Source organism: Spirochaetae bacterium HGW-Spirochaetae-1, assembly GCA_002839375.1.
Classification (GTDB): Bacteria; Spirochaetota; UBA4802; order UBA4802; family UBA5550; genus PGXY01.
Genome location: PGXY01000002.1, coordinates 406,619 through 423,895, shown reverse-complemented (window position 1 = coordinate 423,895; position 17,277 = coordinate 406,619). Strand labels below are relative to the sequence as shown.

The 17,277-nt window shown below is 51.3% G+C and carries 21 protein-coding genes; all 21 read left to right on the top strand.

What is annotated here, in order from left to right; all coding sequences use genetic code 11:
• Positions 1–54 precede the first annotated feature (54 nt).
• Positions 55–1,776, top strand: a complete 1,722-nt coding sequence (locus CVV44_03900; GenBank protein PKL40760.1) for a hypothetical protein — start codon at positions 55–57, stop codon at positions 1,774–1,776.
• A gap of 21 nt (positions 1,777–1,797) precedes the next feature.
• Positions 1,798–2,148: a hypothetical protein gene (locus CVV44_03895; protein ID PKL40759.1), complete on the top strand. Its 351-nt coding sequence runs from the start codon at positions 1,798–1,800 to the stop codon at positions 2,146–2,148.
• A gap of 1 nt (position 2,149) precedes the next feature.
• Positions 2,150–2,518 (top strand): hypothetical protein, encoded by a 369-nt coding sequence (locus CVV44_03890; GenBank protein ID PKL40758.1) that lies wholly within the window; start codon positions 2,150–2,152, stop codon positions 2,516–2,518.
• 12 nt (positions 2,519–2,530) lie between these two features.
• Positions 2,531–3,643, top strand: a complete 1,113-nt coding sequence (locus CVV44_03885) for a hypothetical protein (protein ID PKL40757.1) — start codon at positions 2,531–2,533, stop codon at positions 3,641–3,643.
• Complete coding sequence (locus CVV44_03880; GenBank protein PKL40756.1) at positions 3,643–4,365, top strand: hypothetical protein; 723 nt, start codon at positions 3,643–3,645, stop codon at positions 4,363–4,365. Before CVV44_03885 ends, CVV44_03880 begins: the two co-directional genes overlap by 1 nt.
• Positions 4,366–4,380: 15 nt before the next feature.
• A complete protein-coding gene (locus CVV44_03875; GenBank protein ID PKL40755.1) occupies positions 4,381–5,643 on the top strand; it encodes a hypothetical protein in 1,263 nt (420 codons plus the stop codon).
• 10 nt (positions 5,644–5,653) lie between these two features.
• The gene (locus tag CVV44_03870) at positions 5,654–6,067 is read left to right on the top strand and encodes a hypothetical protein (GenBank protein ID PKL40754.1); all 414 of its coding nucleotides are present in this window, start codon (positions 5,654–5,656) and stop codon (positions 6,065–6,067) included.
• A gap of 207 nt (positions 6,068–6,274) precedes the next feature.
• The gene (locus CVV44_03865; GenBank protein ID PKL40753.1) at positions 6,275–6,649 is read left to right on the top strand and encodes a hypothetical protein; all 375 of its coding nucleotides are present in this window, start codon (positions 6,275–6,277) and stop codon (positions 6,647–6,649) included.
• Positions 6,646–7,227 carry a hypothetical protein gene (locus tag CVV44_03860; protein ID PKL40752.1) on the top strand — a complete coding sequence of 194 codons (582 nt, stop codon included), beginning with the start codon at positions 6,646–6,648 and terminating at the stop codon, positions 7,225–7,227. Before CVV44_03865 ends, CVV44_03860 begins: the two co-directional genes overlap by 4 nt.
• Before the next feature lie 12 nt (positions 7,228–7,239).
• Positions 7,240–8,754 (top strand): hypothetical protein, encoded by a 1,515-nt coding sequence (locus CVV44_03855; GenBank protein PKL40751.1) that lies wholly within the window; start codon positions 7,240–7,242, stop codon positions 8,752–8,754.
• A 25-nt stretch (positions 8,755–8,779) separates the two neighbouring features.
• Positions 8,780–9,133, top strand: a complete 354-nt coding sequence (locus CVV44_03850) for a hypothetical protein (protein PKL40750.1) — start codon at positions 8,780–8,782, stop codon at positions 9,131–9,133.
• A 39-nt stretch (positions 9,134–9,172) separates the two neighbouring features.
• Positions 9,173–9,589, top strand: a complete 417-nt coding sequence (locus CVV44_03845) for a hypothetical protein (protein ID PKL40749.1) — start codon at positions 9,173–9,175, stop codon at positions 9,587–9,589.
• 80 nt (positions 9,590–9,669) lie between these two features.
• The gene (locus tag CVV44_03840) at positions 9,670–9,849 is read left to right on the top strand and encodes a hypothetical protein (protein PKL40748.1); all 180 of its coding nucleotides are present in this window, start codon (positions 9,670–9,672) and stop codon (positions 9,847–9,849) included.
• Between the two features lie 23 nt (positions 9,850–9,872).
• Complete coding sequence (locus CVV44_03835; protein ID PKL40747.1) at positions 9,873–11,717, top strand: phage tail tape measure protein; 1,845 nt, start codon at positions 9,873–9,875, stop codon at positions 11,715–11,717.
• On the top strand, positions 11,717–12,982 hold the full coding sequence (locus CVV44_03830) for a hypothetical protein (protein ID PKL40746.1): 1,266 nt from the start codon (positions 11,717–11,719) through the stop codon (positions 12,980–12,982). The genes CVV44_03835 and CVV44_03830 overlap by 1 nt, the downstream gene beginning before the upstream one ends.
• Entirely contained in the window at positions 12,975–14,300 is a 1,326-nt protein-coding gene (locus tag CVV44_03825) for a hypothetical protein (GenBank protein ID PKL40745.1), read from the top strand. The genes CVV44_03830 and CVV44_03825 overlap by 8 nt, the downstream gene beginning before the upstream one ends.
• Positions 14,288–14,770, top strand: a complete 483-nt coding sequence (locus tag CVV44_03820; protein PKL40744.1) for a hypothetical protein — start codon at positions 14,288–14,290, stop codon at positions 14,768–14,770. Before CVV44_03825 ends, CVV44_03820 begins: the two co-directional genes overlap by 13 nt.
• Positions 14,771–14,782: 12 nt before the next feature.
• Positions 14,783–14,971, top strand: coding sequence for a hypothetical protein (locus CVV44_03815; protein ID PKL40743.1), 189 nt, complete (start codon positions 14,783–14,785; stop codon positions 14,969–14,971).
• Complete coding sequence (locus CVV44_03810) at positions 14,968–15,426, top strand: hypothetical protein (GenBank protein PKL40742.1); 459 nt, start codon at positions 14,968–14,970, stop codon at positions 15,424–15,426. The genes CVV44_03815 and CVV44_03810 overlap by 4 nt, the downstream gene beginning before the upstream one ends.
• A gap of 12 nt (positions 15,427–15,438) precedes the next feature.
• Positions 15,439–16,581 carry a hypothetical protein gene (locus CVV44_03805; protein ID PKL40741.1) on the top strand — a complete coding sequence of 381 codons (1,143 nt, stop codon included), beginning with the start codon at positions 15,439–15,441 and terminating at the stop codon, positions 16,579–16,581.
• A 20-nt stretch (positions 16,582–16,601) separates the two neighbouring features.
• Entirely contained in the window at positions 16,602–17,276 is a 675-nt protein-coding gene (locus tag CVV44_03800) for a hypothetical protein (protein ID PKL40740.1), read from the top strand.
• Position 17,277: the final 1 nt, after the last annotated feature.

Genomic DNA, 17,277 nt, shown 5'->3' with positions numbered 1-17,277 from the left:
GAGGAACATGCGATACACGCAGATAATACAGTGGATTTTTAAGAGGTTTATTTAATGGCATTGCCCGCAACCGGATATGACCTTGGCACGATAAGCAATCCGTCTAGCGCGCTGACTGATTTTACGTTTATCGTCGATCTGTCACGCATGTCGTCGTCATGGTGGGCTGATGTCGATTCATCTGATGGCACACGGGGCCGTGCGGCAATGGGAGACGGTACAGAGCTTGCATGTGACTGGATCGATTTTGACAACTCAGGAGAGACTGGACTGCTTCGGGTTAAGTGGTCCGGAACTCTTGCCTCATCTGGCACACAGCAAGTAAGGATATATCCGCCGAACACTCGTAATGCGGCAGTGTCTGATAGCGATACTTACGGCTCTGACAACGCATATGATAGTTATCACGGTTGGTATTTTCCAACCCCTCTAGATGCCGATCGTATCGCGGGAGTTACAGCTACAGGATATAATACCCCGTCAGAGGTTTCGGGACTTATCGGTTCCGCTGTAGATTTTGACGACGCAAGCTCTGAGTATATTGACACCGATTCCGATTTTTCCGTATCGGGAGACTGGACGGCATCAGTATTGGTGCATATTGATGATGCAGACGCTGCACACGGCATCATGGGTTCTGGCTGGCGTTGGTTTATGGGAAACGACGGTTATAATTATCTTCGCATCGATGGATCATTTGAATATATAAATACTGGTGCAATATATGGAGACTGGCATACACTATCATTCAGTTATACCTATTTGTCGGGTAATTTGGCGTTTTATCTCGATGGGGGATTGGTTGATGATTATGCCAGGACATCAGAAATGTCTTTATCGGGTGAGCCTCTCAATATGGGTCGCGAACGCAATGGCGGAACGTCTTACATGGATGGCCGATTGCAACATGTATCGATAGATACCGCCGTCAGGTCGGCCGCATGGCATGCCCACGAATCCGATCAACTGCTTGACAACGCCACATTTTGGGGAACGTGGGCATGGCAGTCCGGCGGCTCGTCCTACAACTGCACCCTCTCCGAATCTCTCTCAACCTCCGATGCTCTTGCCTCCCAGGCTGTGTTCGGCGCATCGATGTCCGATGAGATCACGATCTCAGATTCCGACGGAGCGCGACTCGAAGCCAACGGAACGCTGGCCGATTCTCTTAATATCTCCGATAATTTCATTTCTGCTGCGATACTCAATGCGGTTCTCGCTGATTCGCTTTCCGTCGGTGATTTTTTGGGATCATTAGCCATACTCAAAGCCACACTCTCCGAGATGGTTCCTGTTGTGGATGCCCTTGTGTCTACCGCTCTTTTCACCGGGACTCTTTCTGAAAGTCTCACAATTACCGATTTCATCAGCTATGCAAATGCGATTTTTCTCACCCTGTCTGATTCCATAGGAATCTCCGACTCCTGTTCGGCATCGGCGACGTTTATGTCCACCCTGGCCGAAACTCTCAATGTGTCGGACGAGCTAAGAGGAGCGGCTGAATTTAAGGGGACGCTCTCTGAAGCGGTCACCATTACCGACATTATGCAGTCAGTCGCTCAGTTTACTGCCTCCCTCTCCGAGTCGATGAGCATAACGGACGCTATCCGTATTGCTACTCCAGTTATAGAAGTCATATTAAAAGCGCTAATTTTACAAAAAGTATCGCATAACGCTAAGATTATGCTTGACAAAGTTTCGCATAACGGTAGTATAACGCTCAATAAAGTAGACTTAAATAGAAGAGTGTTGCTGGACAAGGTGAAATTGCAGTGAACAGGAGGAGACAGTGAGGGAATGAGTGGCACAGATAAAATACTGATTTTCGGTGAATACTCAAAGCCGCTCGTCATCCCGATTGACACTGATCTCGATCTATCGGACAAGGTTTTGACCATTGTCTATGAGAGCAAAAGGGCAGATAGTACCGCCGATGTGCTTGGCTCCTGGGATGCTGGATATGAATATGATAGCGAACTCGGCCGTACTGCAAAACACATTATCACCGAAGCGGATACGTCTTTACTGACTGTCGGGAGTTATAAAGCATGGGTCGAGATTTCCGACGCGTCGGGGACTTTTCTCGAAAAAACATTCCCGGCGAAATTTGAAGTGCAATACGCGCCGACTATGCCAGCGGGGGAATAACATGTTCGGAATAAATGGTTTAAAAATTGGATGGAGTGATTTAAAAACAGGAATAATTTTTTTTCTGCTTTTGACGTTATGCGCAACCATTGCCTTCAGTTGCCTTTCGTGCAAATCCTTCGATCCGATATGGATCGAGGAACTCCCGGCAGAATGCAACATGTCATTGAATGCCTATAAACTGTATTACCAGGCGAAAGATAAATCGGCCACGGTCCCGCCCTCGGAGGCCTGTTATAAGAAGTTGCACCGAATATATTGCCAGGGCGAGGCGTTCGGAATCAGCGAAGACGGAAAAGCGAACCCGGTTGATTATCAGGATGCGGTGAAATATCGCAATTATGAGCAATGCAGGAGCGAATTGAAATAGAGGGGTAATCGAATGCCAACAAGAATGGAAATAATCGGAGAAATTGGATGGGAGGTCGACCCTGAAAGGATAGGAAACGATCTCAAAAAAGCCAACGGTGACGACCTCGACGTATATATGTCAACTCCTGGCGGCTATGTGTCTTATGGGATAACTATTTTTAATTTATTCCAGGGTTATAAAAAGAAATTCCCCGACGCCCAGTTGTCGCTAACGGTGATCGGTGAAGCGTGTTCAATGGGATCGTACAACCTCGTCAATCCCGTATTTGACCTTGTTTCCGCATACAGCAACACCTATGCAATGATTCACAATGTATGGGGCGGAGCCGTTGGAGACTATCGGGAAATGGAAAAAACGGCGCAGGTTTTCAAGGGCATGTCGGGTCTCATGGCTGCCGCCTATGCCGCAAAAATGAAAATAAGCGTCGAGGAAGCAAAGGCGATCATGGACGCCGAAACGTGGTATTTCGGCGAAGAACTTAAAACCGCCGGACTTGTTGACGAGATTATCCCGGCGACCGAAGGCGAGAAAAACAAGGAGATTGCTCTCGCTCTTGGCGCAATGAAAGTAAAGACTGTAATGGAAAAAATGCGAGTAGACCCGAGAGGCAAAGACGACATTCTCAAAGTCGCCGCGATGATAAAGGATATTCCTTCTTTATCACGAAACGCGTTAGACGCTACCGCACAACACGGATCGAGCGCACAGCCTCAACCACAGCAACCGAAAAAGGAAATTACCGCCACAGGCGGACAAAATAATCCACAGGAGGCTCAAATCATGAATTTAGAGCAGCTTATGAAAGAGCACCCCGCCATCTATGCCGCAGCCGTGGCGGTGGGAGTAAAACAGGAGAAAGACCGGGTAGCCGCCCTGCTCTCCATGAAAGAAAAAGCGGAGTTTAAAAAGATACCCGCTGTGTGCTCGAAAATTGACGAGTGCATTAAAAACGGCGAAACGAAAGAAGAGGCCACGCTGTCAATCATGGCCGTGCTGTCGAACGGCAATATCCAGGCCGCTCTCGAATCCCCAGGCGACATCGGTGTCGGTGGCGAAGGCGCAACGCCGAGCGGCGAAGAGCCTACCGGGCAGTACGAAAGCAAGTTTGAAGGAGGCGAATAATGACTACCTACGATTTCCCCGGACTCGTTGAGAAAACTCTCAGCGACAAGCAGGTCACCGTTGCGAACAATCTTGGTCGCGCGGTTGAGAACCTCGAACTCGTCCACCTTGACGGATATTTCGGAGAGGTGAAGGAATATGACGGTATCGCTGATGGAGCGAGCGGCAAGATCAATATTGATCACGAGCGCACCATCGAGACTGATCAGATTGCAGCCGCCGACACTTTTGTCGTCGGACAGATCGTCTTTTTTGCTCCCGGTGGATCGAGCGCAGCCGGAGCAATAAGGGCCGCCAACGCTGCGGGACGTATCCCCGTTGGGATATGTACCGAGTTCGGTGGATCAGCCGGCGCTCACACGTTCGTTGTTTTCAGGCCGTTCGCCCAGGGCAACGAAGCTCTCATAGGCGGTGCGCTGAAAGCGAAAAGGATAGCAGTTCCCACCGGATCGCATGCGGCAGGTGCCCCGGTTGTGAATGCGGATATACCCGTCGGATCGCAAATCGTGGGTATTATTGGACAAGCCCTCGCAACGGTGTCGAGTGAGGACGTAACAGTGACCGATGGGACTAACACTATCGGCGTGGTTCCGATAGCAACCGTGAACGCCCTGTCTTTTGGAACGCTAATCAACGCGTACAGCGTTGTAGTTGCAGCCGGTCTGACCTTGACCGCTGATACAACCAATGGGACCGGTATAATTACCGTTCTGTACATCTAAGGAGGTAAAAACCAGATGGATATAATTACCAGAGAATCCAATCGAGTCCAGGCGGAGAGCAAGCTCCGCGCTGGCGAGGTGTTTTTTAAGCACGCCGACCTGTGCGGCGTGTCGGCCCCTGTTGGTGCGTCCAAGCTCGGGCAGCCGGGGACCGAAGAAGTGGCAATTTTTGCCAAAATGGAACGCGCCGCAAAAATGAAAGGAGCGATGCCGAACTTTGAAGACCTGAAAAGATACGGGTCCGCGTTCGACATTCCCGTCATGTGCCATAGCTTGAAAAAGAAAATGAGCATCCGGGAAATGGTCGCAAAGGGCGTATTCAGTCCACAGGGCTCTACGAATACCCTTCTGCCTGACTGGGAATCCCTGTGGGATGCTGTACGGATCGACCTGTCGATCAAAAAGGCTGTAAATCCCACCATCAGGGAAAATATTTACCGGATCATCGACATGCCGAACAGCGACAAGGTGTTTAAGGTTGAGGAATTCTTCCCCTACGCCGTTGAGTTTAAAGAGCACAACGGATCAGGTGAGGCTGTTAATCAGGGCGAGACCAGGGGCGGACAGGTTGATACGGTTGAGCATTTCATCTATGCCGCCGGATTCACTCACGATCTCCTCGCCGCACTGTTTGACAAGTCACTCGATTTCGACAAAGTCAACGACGCGGTCATGGAGGGCTACAACAGTCTGCGTGACGACCTGGCAATCAGCAAGATACTTGCCGGCTCTTATACCGGGACAAAGACGACCGCAGCCGCGACGACATCCGGTGCAACCCGCGAGGAGTTGCTGTATTACACCCTCGAAAATGCGATCGATGTGTTCGCAAAGAAAACCGATCCCGTCACAGGTCAGAAAATCGGGTCCAGTGGTCTTGTGTGTCTCGCCAGCGAGTACACCGCAAATCATATCGCCCGTGTTGCAAACGGTATAATCAAAAAGGCTGCCGTCTCTACCGACACCGGATTCCCGTCACTGTCGGCAATCCGAAAGATCATCGGTTACGATGGCAACACCATCACCGGCCGCACGAGACAAAAAGTCTACAGCGGTGTCGGTGACACATATGCCTACCTGGTTATGCCCTGCACCGGGGCCACGAAAAACAGGTATATGAATATCGGGATCAAGCGCAATCTCACAGCTGAGATCGACCTGAAACCCGATGTTAAGACACTCTCTCAGGCTGAACGTGCATGGTATTTCGCTGAGGGTATAATGTACAGCGAAGGGATCAACTCCTTTATCCAGCGCGTGACGCTGCCTGCATGGTAGGAGGTAGTCCATGGAACAAAATTATAAACTCTTAAAAGATCGCCTATCGCTCCGCAAGCGCATTGCGGAGCCTGGCTCTCGCTTTGCCGCCGAAGAAATTATCGGTGGCGAGGACGAACTGAAAGCCTTGATCGATGAGGGGCGCGTCAAGAAACTCTCTGACGGTGAAAAGGCAGCCGCTCCTGTCTCCGACGGTGTACTCGCTACACTTGCCGCTGATAGCGAACGGATAAAAGCCGAAAACGATGAGCTGAGAGCAGAGATTGAGAAATTGAATCTGCTGCTCGAAAAGAGGGGCGTGAAAGAGCTGAAGGCAGAGAACGACGAACTCAAAGCCGAAAACGAGAAGTTGAAGGCAGAGAACGACGAACTGCAAAAGCTGCTCGAAGAGGTCACAAAACAGCCTGAAGGTGACGGCAAATGATGGTCAAGAAACCAATCGGACCCATACGGATAGACGGCACACTCAGCCGTCTTGCCGTAGGGCGACCGGTACCGGAAACCGTGTTGAGACACTGGAAAGACACGGGACAATTGTCTGATCTACAGTCGTCCGGGGCAATCAGTGAGGAAAATGCCTCTACCGGTGCCACGGCGAAGAAAAATAAAATCGAGAGAGTGAGCGCAGAACGTGAATCTGTACGAGAGAGCGAAAGCGGACAACAAGAAGATTCTGAATAGAGGATTTTCTGCCGACTTCGAGATCAACAACGGAAAGACCGGCGACGATTACGCCGCTGAACCGGATAAAATCAAGGGCTTTTACACGCATACAGCCATTGATTTTAACGCTAACGGTCAGATGTTCATCGGCAACCGGATTTCCGTATCTTTCCACCTGGGAGACTTCACCATCGCTGACGATGGCGAAACTTTCGAGGGATGGAAACTTTCTTTTACAAACAACGCAGGGAATAAACTCGTCGGCTCATTCAAAGAGCCGCTGGTGGATCGCACTTTAAACATGCTCACCACCACGGTGACGCTTGACAGGGTGAGATCGTGAGCATATCGCGTCCGTTATATGATAGAGTCATGGATGGCATAGAGGCGGCATTGAAAGCCGTCTCAGCCGCCGAAAAACTCGATGGCGCGGAAGATTTTGAGGTTTCGAAAAATCGTTCCCGTCCGTATATCGAAGGAGCGCACAACAGAGCACTCGTGAACATCATGCTCGACAAAGTGGAGACAGATGTGAGCCGATCAGACATCCACGAGAAGACGCACCGGGCAACGTTCAATTTCGACATGTATGTCATCGGAGAGAATGATGGACTCGAACCAGCGGACGAAAAGGCAATGTCCCGGCTCATGCTCCTTACGGCGCAGGTTGAATATGCGATCACAGCCCTGGCGAATATTTGTTTCGGACTTCAAGTGAGCGAGATTGATTATCGCAATGAAACGGCGTTACAATTTTATCCGCACGAGGACGACGACTCGACGGCGGTGTATGCCCCGGCGCGGATGACGCTTGTACTCTATTTCCCGTATAAGGTGGCCGATCTTTCAAATCTGCCATCGCTCACGCGAATTTCAATGCAGGCACTTAACGACTTGGCCCTGCAATATGACTACAAATAAGGAGGCGCAATCATGACTATAAATTTTAATGAAGTCGCACAAAGCGTCCGGGCCTCAAATCTCTTTATCGAGATGGCGGGCCAGCGCAGGAGCTTTGCGGGGCTGTTTATCTCCCCGAAAGTGGGCTTGATCGGATGCTATGATCCGGCCAAGACCGCAGTGGTGGACTATGAGCCGGTCAAAGTTTCCAGCAAGGAAAAAGTCGGCGAGCTGTTCGGATTCGGCAGCCACATCCATAGGCAGGCGCTCGCCATGCCTGACGCGGTGTTCGACTCTTGCGAGGTGTATGCCTTTCCCGTGCCTGATAACGCCAGCGCGGTAGATGCGACAGAGACGATCACCTTCACCGGTGCTTCCACATCCGCAGGAACCCTGTATTTTTCCATCGGCGGCGTACTGGTGTCTGTCGCAGTTGCCAGCGGTGCAGATGTGGCAACTATAGCGGCGGCCCTCGTTTCAGCAATTACCGCTAAGCGCGATATCGCAGTCACGGCGGCAAATACATCTGGAGTCGTTACTCTTACCGCGAAAACGTCAGGGACTCCCGGTAACGAAATACTTGTAGTGCAGAATCCGTCCGGTGATGTCCAGGAGGCCGACGCTCCTTCGGGTGTAACCGTGGCGATTGAGAACTCCGACGGGTATCTCGACGGCGGCACCGGTGCGCCGGATATTGAAGATGTATTTTTCAATGCCGACGGAACCGATAAACTCGGGGATCGCTGGTACACGATATTTACCTGCCCTTTTACCGACTCAACTAACCTCGGCTATATTGAAGCCGCAGGAGACATGCGAGCGGCGGCAGGAGTCCACAGGCATTTTGGAGCCTATGCTGCGTATGTGCAAAAAACCTATGACGAGGCACTGGCAATCCCGGCAACGATAAACAAGAAATGGATCGGGGACGTGTGGGATTCTCGATGTTATGCCCCCGCCTTTGAGTTTGGCGCGGCTCTCGTTGGCCGGATTGCATACGAGCAACTTCTCGCACCGAACAGACCGTACAAACAGACGTCGGTCGGCCTTGCGTGTGACGGCTCCCAGGGAGACCTCGGCTCAGCGAAACTGGATGCACTTTTCCGTGCCGGGATGGGCTACTGTACGGTATCGTCCGACGGAACGATGTATTTCGGTGACATCCCTCTCACCTATCGGACAACTCCCCTTGGAGCAGCGACAGAGGAATGGTTCGACGCGGTATCCCTGCATCTCAAACAGGCGAAGGCATACAGTATCGAACAGCTTTTCATTTCCGAACCGTATACGCGCGGCGTTGTTGTCGATGATGAAGCGGTGACGGCTTACGAATGGGCGATCTCGCCTAAAACCATTATAGCCGACATGGCGAAACTGATTGATGAACTATGGGCTCGTTTCGCCTGGACAAAGAACGCCGAAAAAGTGATCGAGGGTCTGACCGCTGAGATCAACGAAGCGAACAACAGCAGAATCGATGCACAGGTAACGGACGATCCGGCACAGGCGTTGCGGATCATCGCCATGAAATATGCATTCTTGTACTAATAAGGACAGCAGGAGGTAACAGATCATGAGAGGCGGACCATTTTTTGATGCAAAATTCGGCGGACTTCCCCTTCACCCGAAGGGAGACTCCGAGCCGGAAATAAATCTTGATGGCCGGGAATGGGACGTTTCCGTCACAGGCGATGGCGAAACCTTCGCAAGCGGAAAAGCTGTTCCTGGTAAAATAAAATCCGACTTCAATGCGAGTTTTGAGGAGTACAAGAAACTCGTTGCGATGCGTGACGGAAAATCAAGGGCCGGGACGTTCACCACGGCAAACGGTGATGTGCTGATGGTTAACGGAGTTATCAGCGGTGAGGTGACGTACAACAACGGCACTGTATCCTTGGAAATTACGGGGAAAGTCAGGCTGCAATAATTTTTTGCAGCCATGACGTTCTACGATACGGAGGGACACATGGAGAGAGGCGACGCAATAAAGAAGATTTACGAATGGGCGGAATGTCTGGAAGTGGACACGGAGCGAGAACATTTCAAGGACGTTGTAGAGGAGCTTACATTGCCGGTCATGAAAGACCGGCTCGATTTTGATCTCGAAGAGGAAGTGTTTCGATACAAACTTCTTTCTCCCATCGTAAAGCAGGATGGAAGCGGCTCGATTGAGATTTTGACGATCAAAGAGACCGACATGAACGAGAACAAAGAGATTCAGCGGTTCAAAGACAATCAGTCCATCGACCAGGCTACGGCTCTGCTGTCGAAAGCGTGCGGCATTCCCGTCGGATTTGTTTCCAGGATAAAACAGCGCGACATCGGCAAGATCAACGCGGTGGTACTGGGTTTTTTCGCACAAACCGGCAGTTCGAGAGGGTAATCGTTGAGTACTCAGCCCTATTCGAGCTTGTCGGAATGCTCGGTCGTTATTACCGGGGGTCACTCCCGATCCCCGTACTGATGACATACAAGCGACGCGATCTGTTTTTCTGGTATGAGATATGCGAGCGGCAGGTCACAGAAGAGGATATCATTACAAAATTTCGAAAAGAAAACAAAGAAATCCCGGACCCGGAAAAACTCCGGGGACTCGTGGATGAAGAGATTCAAAAGAGACGCGAAAGGCTCAACTCAGGTTAAACGCAAGGGACAACGGATAGGCAATGGCAAGCAAGTTCTCACTCGAAGCAATACTCGCAATGACCGACAAAATGACCGGTCCGATGCGTCGTGCAGCTGGCAATGTTGCGACATTTTCCCGCCAGATGCAAAGCAAATTTCGGTCCCTCGATCAACATATTCAGCGGGTAAATAATCGTATAAACCGTATGGCGAAATCGACTATTGCTACAGGCCTGGCAGCTTCTCTTGCCCTGGGTGTCGGTCTCGCAGCACGAGAGTATGTTCAATTTGACGATGCGATCTATGGAGCCACGGCCCGATTCAAGGCGGCAGAAAAACCGGGAACCGACATGGCGAAAGTCATGGAGAATTTACGGGAGGCCGCCAGAAAAACAGGAGCCGAGACTCAGTTCACGGCCACACTTGCAGCACAGGGGCTTGATAAATTTGCTCTTGCCGGTTTCACCTCCTCAGAGGCCATCGCGGTACTGAAATCTCAGGTTGACCTCGCCACGGTAACAGGTGAGGACTTTATGCGCGTGGCGGACATCTCGTCTGACCTTCTCGGCGGTTTCGGTGGTTCCGCCTTGGAGTCATCGAAGAAAATTGCCATGCTTAAAGAGATGAACGCGCTTCTCGCCGTCGGTACGCTGTCGGCGAACGTGACCATGGAAGACCTCTTCGAGACGTTGAAAATGGTCGCCCCGATTGCCACACAGGCCGGAAAGGGTATGGCGGATACCATTGCCACCGTCTCTGTCCTCGGGTCCGCTGGTATTAAGGGAAGCGTGGCAGCCACGGCACTTAAAAACGTTTTTCTGAATCTTTCAGCCCCTACTGATGCAGTTCATTCGGCCCTTGCGAAGCTGGGCCTTACACAGAAAGACCTGATAGACTCCACCGGGAAACTGAAATCGACCGTTGATATCTTCGGCCTGATAGGTAACGGCATGGAGAAGCTCACGAAAGTTGAGCAGTCGGCAGTATTTAAAGACCTGTTTGGTCTCCGAGGGATCGCTGGCGGTGCTGTTATAGCACAGAACATAAACCAGATCAGAGAGCAGCTCATTCGTATGGGGAAAGACCCACAGCAGGTCATGGAGCAGACGGCGGCCATGATGCGGCAGTCTCTCGGTAATAGGATAAAGATTCTCGCCTCCGCTGCCACGGAAATGGGTTTCCGCTTTTTTGAGGCATTCGATGGAGATGCACGGGACGGACTCGACAGCTTGACCGAATCGATAAATAAATTTGATATGAAGCCGATCGTCCAGACGGTGAAGTTAATTCTTGTAGTAGTGCGCGAATTATTCCGCATTCTCGGCCCCTCGCTTCCGATCTTACTGGGAGTCGTCGCGGCTGTTAAGGCATGGGTAATTGCCCAGGCAGCGCTTAATTTTCTACTCGCAGCCAATCCGGTCGGTCTCACGATAGCTGCTGTAGTGGCTCTCGGCATTGCGATAAAAGACCTGGTCGATAACTGGGACTTGTATTCACTCAATTTTAAGCTCAAACTGCATGAGATTCTCCTTGGCTGGCAGGCTATCAAGTACCAGGTTCTCGATGTTATGGCTACTCTCGGCATGATGGATAAAGCCGTTGCGCAGGGGGCGTTTAAGGAGTTCGGGATGTCACTGATTGAGAGCGATATCATGACCGCACAGCGCGCCCTCCTGATGAAGAAAAAAGGGCTTGACCCCGGAGAGGTTACACTCAGGAGCACTGGAAGGAAGTTCTTTTCTTCCCCTGAGTCCATGAAGAGCGAGACTACCACGAACAACAACACGACGTTGGATGTCAATATCAACGGTGCACCGAAAGGCTCAACGGCGAAGGCCTCCGGTCGACCGGCTCCGGGCCTGACTCTCAACTATGGGGTGAACTGATGAGCTATCTCGACGACCTACGGCCCGGTTGCTTCATTGCTCCTGAGTCCGGCAGCGAACACTCTTTCAAATTCAACGACCTCGAACGCCAGGCAGGGAAGATAATCGCCGGGAAAGAAGTCCTCGACAGCGACGAGTCAACGGCGCAGGATCAGGGCAATATCGCGTTGGTTTTCCCTATGGAAATATATTTCACCGGTGAGAACTATCACGAGGCGGCGGACGCCTTTTTTGACGCTCTCGGTGAGCACTACACCCAGGACCAATCGGGACTCTTGCAGCATCCTCGTTGGGGGGATATTGATGTATTCCCAGTTAAGTGGACACAATCGGAGAAGTTCGTTGACGGCTCACAGGTAGCTCATTTTTCAGTTGAGTTTAGAAAAGTATTCCCTACCGGATACCCGGTCACCGATGCGCTTACCGAGAGTGCAGCAGTTGCGCAGGTTAACGAGATGCAGAGCGCGTCGTCCGGCATGACCGACGGCCTAAAAACAACGAATCCGTCTACCCTGGCGAACCTGAAAGGTAAATTAAAAAACTCGATCAGTGCCGTTGTCGGGTCTTTGAAAGCCATTGCGGAACTCTCCGAGTCAATTATCGCAGATTTCGAGGCAGTACAGAGCGCGATCAACGATACGATAGATGAGGTGGGCGGCAGCATCGTGGATGTTATCGCCTCGATTCAATATCTCATACGATTACCAGGCCGAATTATTACCGACACCATGGATAAAATTAACGGCTACCGGGACATGATCGACGGTCTGATTAACGGCATCGACGACCCGAACGAGACCGTGACAGAGAACCAGATCAATAATGCGATCCTGCTTGAAATCCTCGGCGGGATGGCGACTGCCGCGCTGGCAGAGGCCGCAGTATATACAGAATATGAGACACGGCCGGACGGATCGGCGGCCATTGGCATTATTCTCGATGGTTATGAGGCATTTATAGACGCCATGGAATCGGCGGCGGTAACAGGAGCCATCGGCCAGACTTACACCGGGGACCATAATTATCTGTCACTATTGCAGGATATTATCGCACGAATAACGGGGATGCTGCTCAATAAGTCGTTTGATCTGAAGGCCGAACGGCGGAAAGTTTTGACTGCTCCGAGTGACCCGATAACACTGTGCGCGGAACTGTACGGCGCGGTCGATAACGACACGTTGGATTTTTTCTGCCGGACGAATGGCTTGACCGGTGATCAGTTCGTGGAGATACCGGCCGGGGTTGAGGTGGTGAGCTATGGCTGATCGTTCCGCATTCCAGCAGACTCTTTATGAGGACCGGCTCAAATTCTATGAAACCAGCCCTAAACCGGTCTCCGGAACATGGTACAAGGTTCCGAAAGGTGCGTGGCTTGATTCAATTTCCATGTCCACATACGGGAAAGACCGCATTGCCGACATTATCCAGGCAAACCCGTTTTTGCAGACGCGGCCAGTCCACCCTCGCAACTTCCAGCCATATATCCACCCGGGTGACATGATATGGCTTCCACCGTCAGACAATAAGCCGAAACAACCGGACACAATTCCGGCAGACGATCCAGAAGAGATCGCAATCCGCATTGAAGGCAAGATATACCGAGGATTTGAGGCACTCACTATATCCCGTAACATGGAGACGTGCGCAGACGGGTTCTTATTTACGGCAAACTATGATCCAGATAGGGAAGAATCGAAAATTCTTGATCCATACACCTATTATAAGGCCGATCTTTTTATCGGTGGAGAAAAATTTATATCCGGCGAGATGCTTAAATGGACCCCTGAAATTGAGAGCGGAAGCATGATTGTCGAGGTGCGTTCTCTCCCCGGAGTGACAGTGGATTGCCAATCGCTCGATATGGCTCTTGATTATAACGGCATGACTCTACGGCAGATAGCCGAGAAAGTACTTGCACCGTTCGGGCTGATAACAAATTTTCCTGATGGCGACACCGACACGTTTGTAAAGGCAAACCGGCAGATCACGGACACAGTTTTCGGGTTCCTCTCGCGGCTCGCTACACAGAAAGGCTTTATTATCACGTCCGGTCCTGATAGCGAAATGGTGTTCGCCAGGGCCGCTGTTGATTCTGTCCCGGCCGTTGCGCTCGTAGCCGGACATTATCCGCTTATCGCCGTTACAGGGGCATCGTTTAACGGGTCCACGCGATTTTCGCATTATATCGCTGTCGGACAATCCCATGGGAAACCCGCTGGACGGTCTGAAATCATGGACGAATCAGTTCCCGTGTATCGGCCAACTATATTCCAGGCCGATGACACTACACCGGGGAATATTTCTGATGTCGCAAAGTGGCAGAAAAACCGTGCACTCGCCTCCTCTATTCCCTTGACCGCGCACGTGTGGGGATGGAGGACTCCTGCCGGCGATCTGTGGCGTGAAAACACAAAGGTTACGTTGCATTTCCCTCGGGCTTGTATCTTTACCGAGACCGAATTTTTAATCACGTCGGTGAATTTCACGAAAGACGATTCTGGCGGCAACACGGCAGACCTTACTCTTTCCCTCCCTGCGGCGTTTACTCTTAATGACCCGGAGGTGATCCCGTGGCGTCGTTAGTCGAGATTGTCAAGACCACGTTGAAGAAAATCCAGGGGGCACCGGGGAAATCTCTTGTGGCCACAGTAAACGGCATCGGCGGGACCGCTGCGGATATGGAAGTCTATTCTTCTCCGGGAGTCTTTGGCCGTCCAATTGCCGGGACGCAGAACGTTGAGCTTACCGTTGGCGGCATGAAAATAATTGTCGCATCACATAACTATAGTTTGCAAAAAGATATTGACACGGGAGAGACCGTCCTTTATTCTATGGATTCATCGGGTGCGTTATGTGCAACCGTGCATTGCAAGGTGGACGGGACAATCGTAGTCGAAAACCAAACCGAGAGTCTCAGGGCGATAGTGTCGGATTTGATAGATGAGATCGTCGCAATACAGACAATTGGCAGTCCGGCGAATCATACGGTGAGCCCGGCAAGTCAGACGAATTTGAACGCGATAAAAACAAGAGCGGAATCTCTTCTCGGATAGGGAGGCAAACTGATGGCAGTAGTAAAGGCAGATATTAAAGAGGCATTACAGGCTCTCTATACGTCCGCGCAATCAGGCATGAGTGACGAAGCTTTTGCCGACGCCATGGCTACGATAATACAGAATGCGATTCTCTCCGCTACTGTAACGGTCACAGGGGTGACTCTTGGCACCGGATCAGCGACAGGGGCTCTCTCATGACAGACCGATTCGACGGCGACATAAAAATTCAGCGTATTGCCTCCGGCGACAACGAAGGCGATTACGACGTTATATTCACCAACGGACAGCCGGAAATGACCCAGGGGTTCGACTCTGCCGTGCTGCTCGCCGTATTCGGTGATAAAAATACATGGCAGAATCTAATCGCCAAAACTGAGGCGGAAAAATTCATATCTGACTTCCCGGCGGTGATTGAGCGCGGCGTAGTGACCGAGAAGACGAAGAACGACGGCGTCCAGGCGTTACGCAGGGCGTTACAATTCCTCACCGATGTAAAGGCCGCGAAGAGCGTCACTGTCACAGGACAGATTCTCAGCGTGTACGGGATCATGTGGGAGATCAAGATTGAGAGGCCTGACGGCGGCACATCCAGGTATCGGGCCACATATGACACCCGAAATAAATGGGATGCCGTGTGGCAGTCTTACGAATAGGAGCGTGACAGCATGTCGATACCTACAATTCCAACCATAGGGACAATAAAAGCCCGGATCATATCAGACATAGAGGGAAAGATCGGGCAAAATGTCCCATGGCTCCCGAAAACCTTTAATTCCGTGCTGGCCGGTTCACTTGCCGGGGTTATCGTGCTGCTGTACATGGCGATTATGTGGGTGTATAAACAGATTTTCCCGCAGACGGCAGACTATACCGCACTGATTCTGTTGGGTGCCATTTTCGGAGTTACGCCGAAAGCCGAGACCGCCGCTGTGATTCTCTGCACCGTCCCAGGTTCCGGGGCGAGCGTTGCGAGTGGCACGCTATTTACCGGGCCGAACGGAGTCATATACAAGGTTACGACTACAACTGCAATCGTATCGGGAGAAGCAACCGGCGTGCCGATGCTTGCGCTTACCGCCGGAGAGATCGGGAATCTCGCTGTTGACGATGAGCTGAACATTTGCCAGACTGACCTGTCTCTCGATGGTATTGCGACAGTTACGAGTGTACAGACTGAGGGTGCGGATATTGAGGACAAAGAGGATTTCAGGAAGCGGGTCGTTTCCCGATTCAGGCATCGCGCCACGGGCGGCAGCCCCTATGATTATTACATGTGGGGTATGGAGTGTCCGAACTTCATATGGGTGGGGCCGTACAACGACGTGACTGTGACGAATAAGATTCTTGTTTACGGGAAAGTGAATAACACCGCCACGGGGATTCCGACAACGGCGCAACTGGCTGAACTGCTGTCATATCTGAAATACGATCCTGATACCGGGAAGGCTGACCGCGCGCCGATTGCCGATCTTGTAGAGACTCACCCGATAACCATACACCAATTTGACGTCGAGGTCACTATAGTAGACTCGACATCGGACATCGAGGACGAGATCACCGACGCGCTGAAAGATTATCTCGAATCGCTCGAACCGTATATCGAGGGCGTGACCACGACGAAAAAAGACACGATTACCACGTCTAACGTATCGAATGTGGCTGATGATATCGCGTCGAACGACGGGGCCACAGTAGTGGCCGTTGTAATTACCGACGTGGAGACCGGCGTGGAGATCGTGGCCGATAAGTACACGCTGGAAAGCTCGGAGTTCGCAACCACGCGAAACGTGACATTTGTGACATCATAGGGGATGGCATAGAGGACAGCATGGAAAACTCAATCACACGGACATTAAACAGGCTTCTTGTCAAAATCCATCTCCCCGGATTCGAGACCGTGCGCCTATTCCTTGAAGGGTTGGCCGTTGAATTCGGGCGCGTGATTGAGATGAAAAATCGAGTACTGTCTGTCGTGGTGCCGAACGTGAACATGGACACGGACGCGATTGAAGACTATAACGAAAAATACGGCATACCGCAATATTTGACCGGGACCGATGCACAAAAGATCAACAGGATTATTGAGAGGGCGTCGTTGGTTGGACACGGTGGCCCTGAGTGGCTGGAAGAGCAAATCCAGAAAGCCGGGTTCGCCCTGTATGTTCATCTCAACTTGCCGACGGATGAGGACGAGCTGCAACTCGGAGACTTCCAGATGAGCAGCACAATACAATTTGGTAGCCCCTTGACCTATATTGATCCCGAACTCGTTCCAGGGGAACTGATTGTCGGCACACACCCTACGGGCGGATCATGGATAATCACTGACGATGCGTTTTACTGGGGATATTATTTTTTTCTGTCTCCGTTTTCTGACAGGCTGGCGGCTGCCGGTGAACTGCTGGAATTGTCTCAACAGCAATACAATTATCTGTATAAAGTAATCACGAGCCTGAAATATATGCGGAACCGGTGCATTGCACAGGTTGAAATAGTAAGTTAAG

Coding starts and splice junctions, on each gene's coding strand:
- CVV44_03810 (PKL40742.1), top strand. CDS start 14,968: ATGACAGACCGATTCGACGGCGACATAAAAATTCAGCGTATTGCCTCC.
- CVV44_03840 (PKL40748.1), top strand. CDS start 9,670: ATGACATACAAGCGACGCGATCTGTTTTTCTGGTATGAGATATGCGAG.
- CVV44_03875 (PKL40755.1), top strand. CDS start 4,381: ATGGATATAATTACCAGAGAATCCAATCGAGTCCAGGCGGAGAGCAAG.
- CVV44_03885 (PKL40757.1), top strand. CDS start 2,531: ATGCCAACAAGAATGGAAATAATCGGAGAAATTGGATGGGAGGTCGAC.
- CVV44_03830 (PKL40746.1), top strand. CDS start 11,717: ATGAGCTATCTCGACGACCTACGGCCCGGTTGCTTCATTGCTCCTGAG.
- CVV44_03845 (PKL40749.1), top strand. CDS start 9,173: ATGGAGAGAGGCGACGCAATAAAGAAGATTTACGAATGGGCGGAATGT.
- CVV44_03855 (PKL40751.1), top strand. CDS start 7,240: ATGACTATAAATTTTAATGAAGTCGCACAAAGCGTCCGGGCCTCAAAT.
- CVV44_03835 (PKL40747.1), top strand. CDS start 9,873: ATGGCAAGCAAGTTCTCACTCGAAGCAATACTCGCAATGACCGACAAA.
- CVV44_03900 (PKL40760.1), top strand. CDS start 55: ATGGCATTGCCCGCAACCGGATATGACCTTGGCACGATAAGCAATCCG.
- CVV44_03800 (PKL40740.1), top strand. CDS start 16,602: ATGGAAAACTCAATCACACGGACATTAAACAGGCTTCTTGTCAAAATC.
- CVV44_03895 (PKL40759.1), top strand. CDS start 1,798: ATGAGTGGCACAGATAAAATACTGATTTTCGGTGAATACTCAAAGCCG.
- CVV44_03890 (PKL40758.1), top strand. CDS start 2,150: ATGTTCGGAATAAATGGTTTAAAAATTGGATGGAGTGATTTAAAAACA.
- CVV44_03880 (PKL40756.1), top strand. CDS start 3,643: ATGACTACCTACGATTTCCCCGGACTCGTTGAGAAAACTCTCAGCGAC.
- CVV44_03850 (PKL40750.1), top strand. CDS start 8,780: ATGAGAGGCGGACCATTTTTTGATGCAAAATTCGGCGGACTTCCCCTT.
- CVV44_03805 (PKL40741.1), top strand. CDS start 15,439: ATGTCGATACCTACAATTCCAACCATAGGGACAATAAAAGCCCGGATC.
- CVV44_03825 (PKL40745.1), top strand. CDS start 12,975: ATGGCTGATCGTTCCGCATTCCAGCAGACTCTTTATGAGGACCGGCTC.
- CVV44_03870 (PKL40754.1), top strand. CDS start 5,654: ATGGAACAAAATTATAAACTCTTAAAAGATCGCCTATCGCTCCGCAAG.
- CVV44_03815 (PKL40743.1), top strand. CDS start 14,783: ATGGCAGTAGTAAAGGCAGATATTAAAGAGGCATTACAGGCTCTCTAT.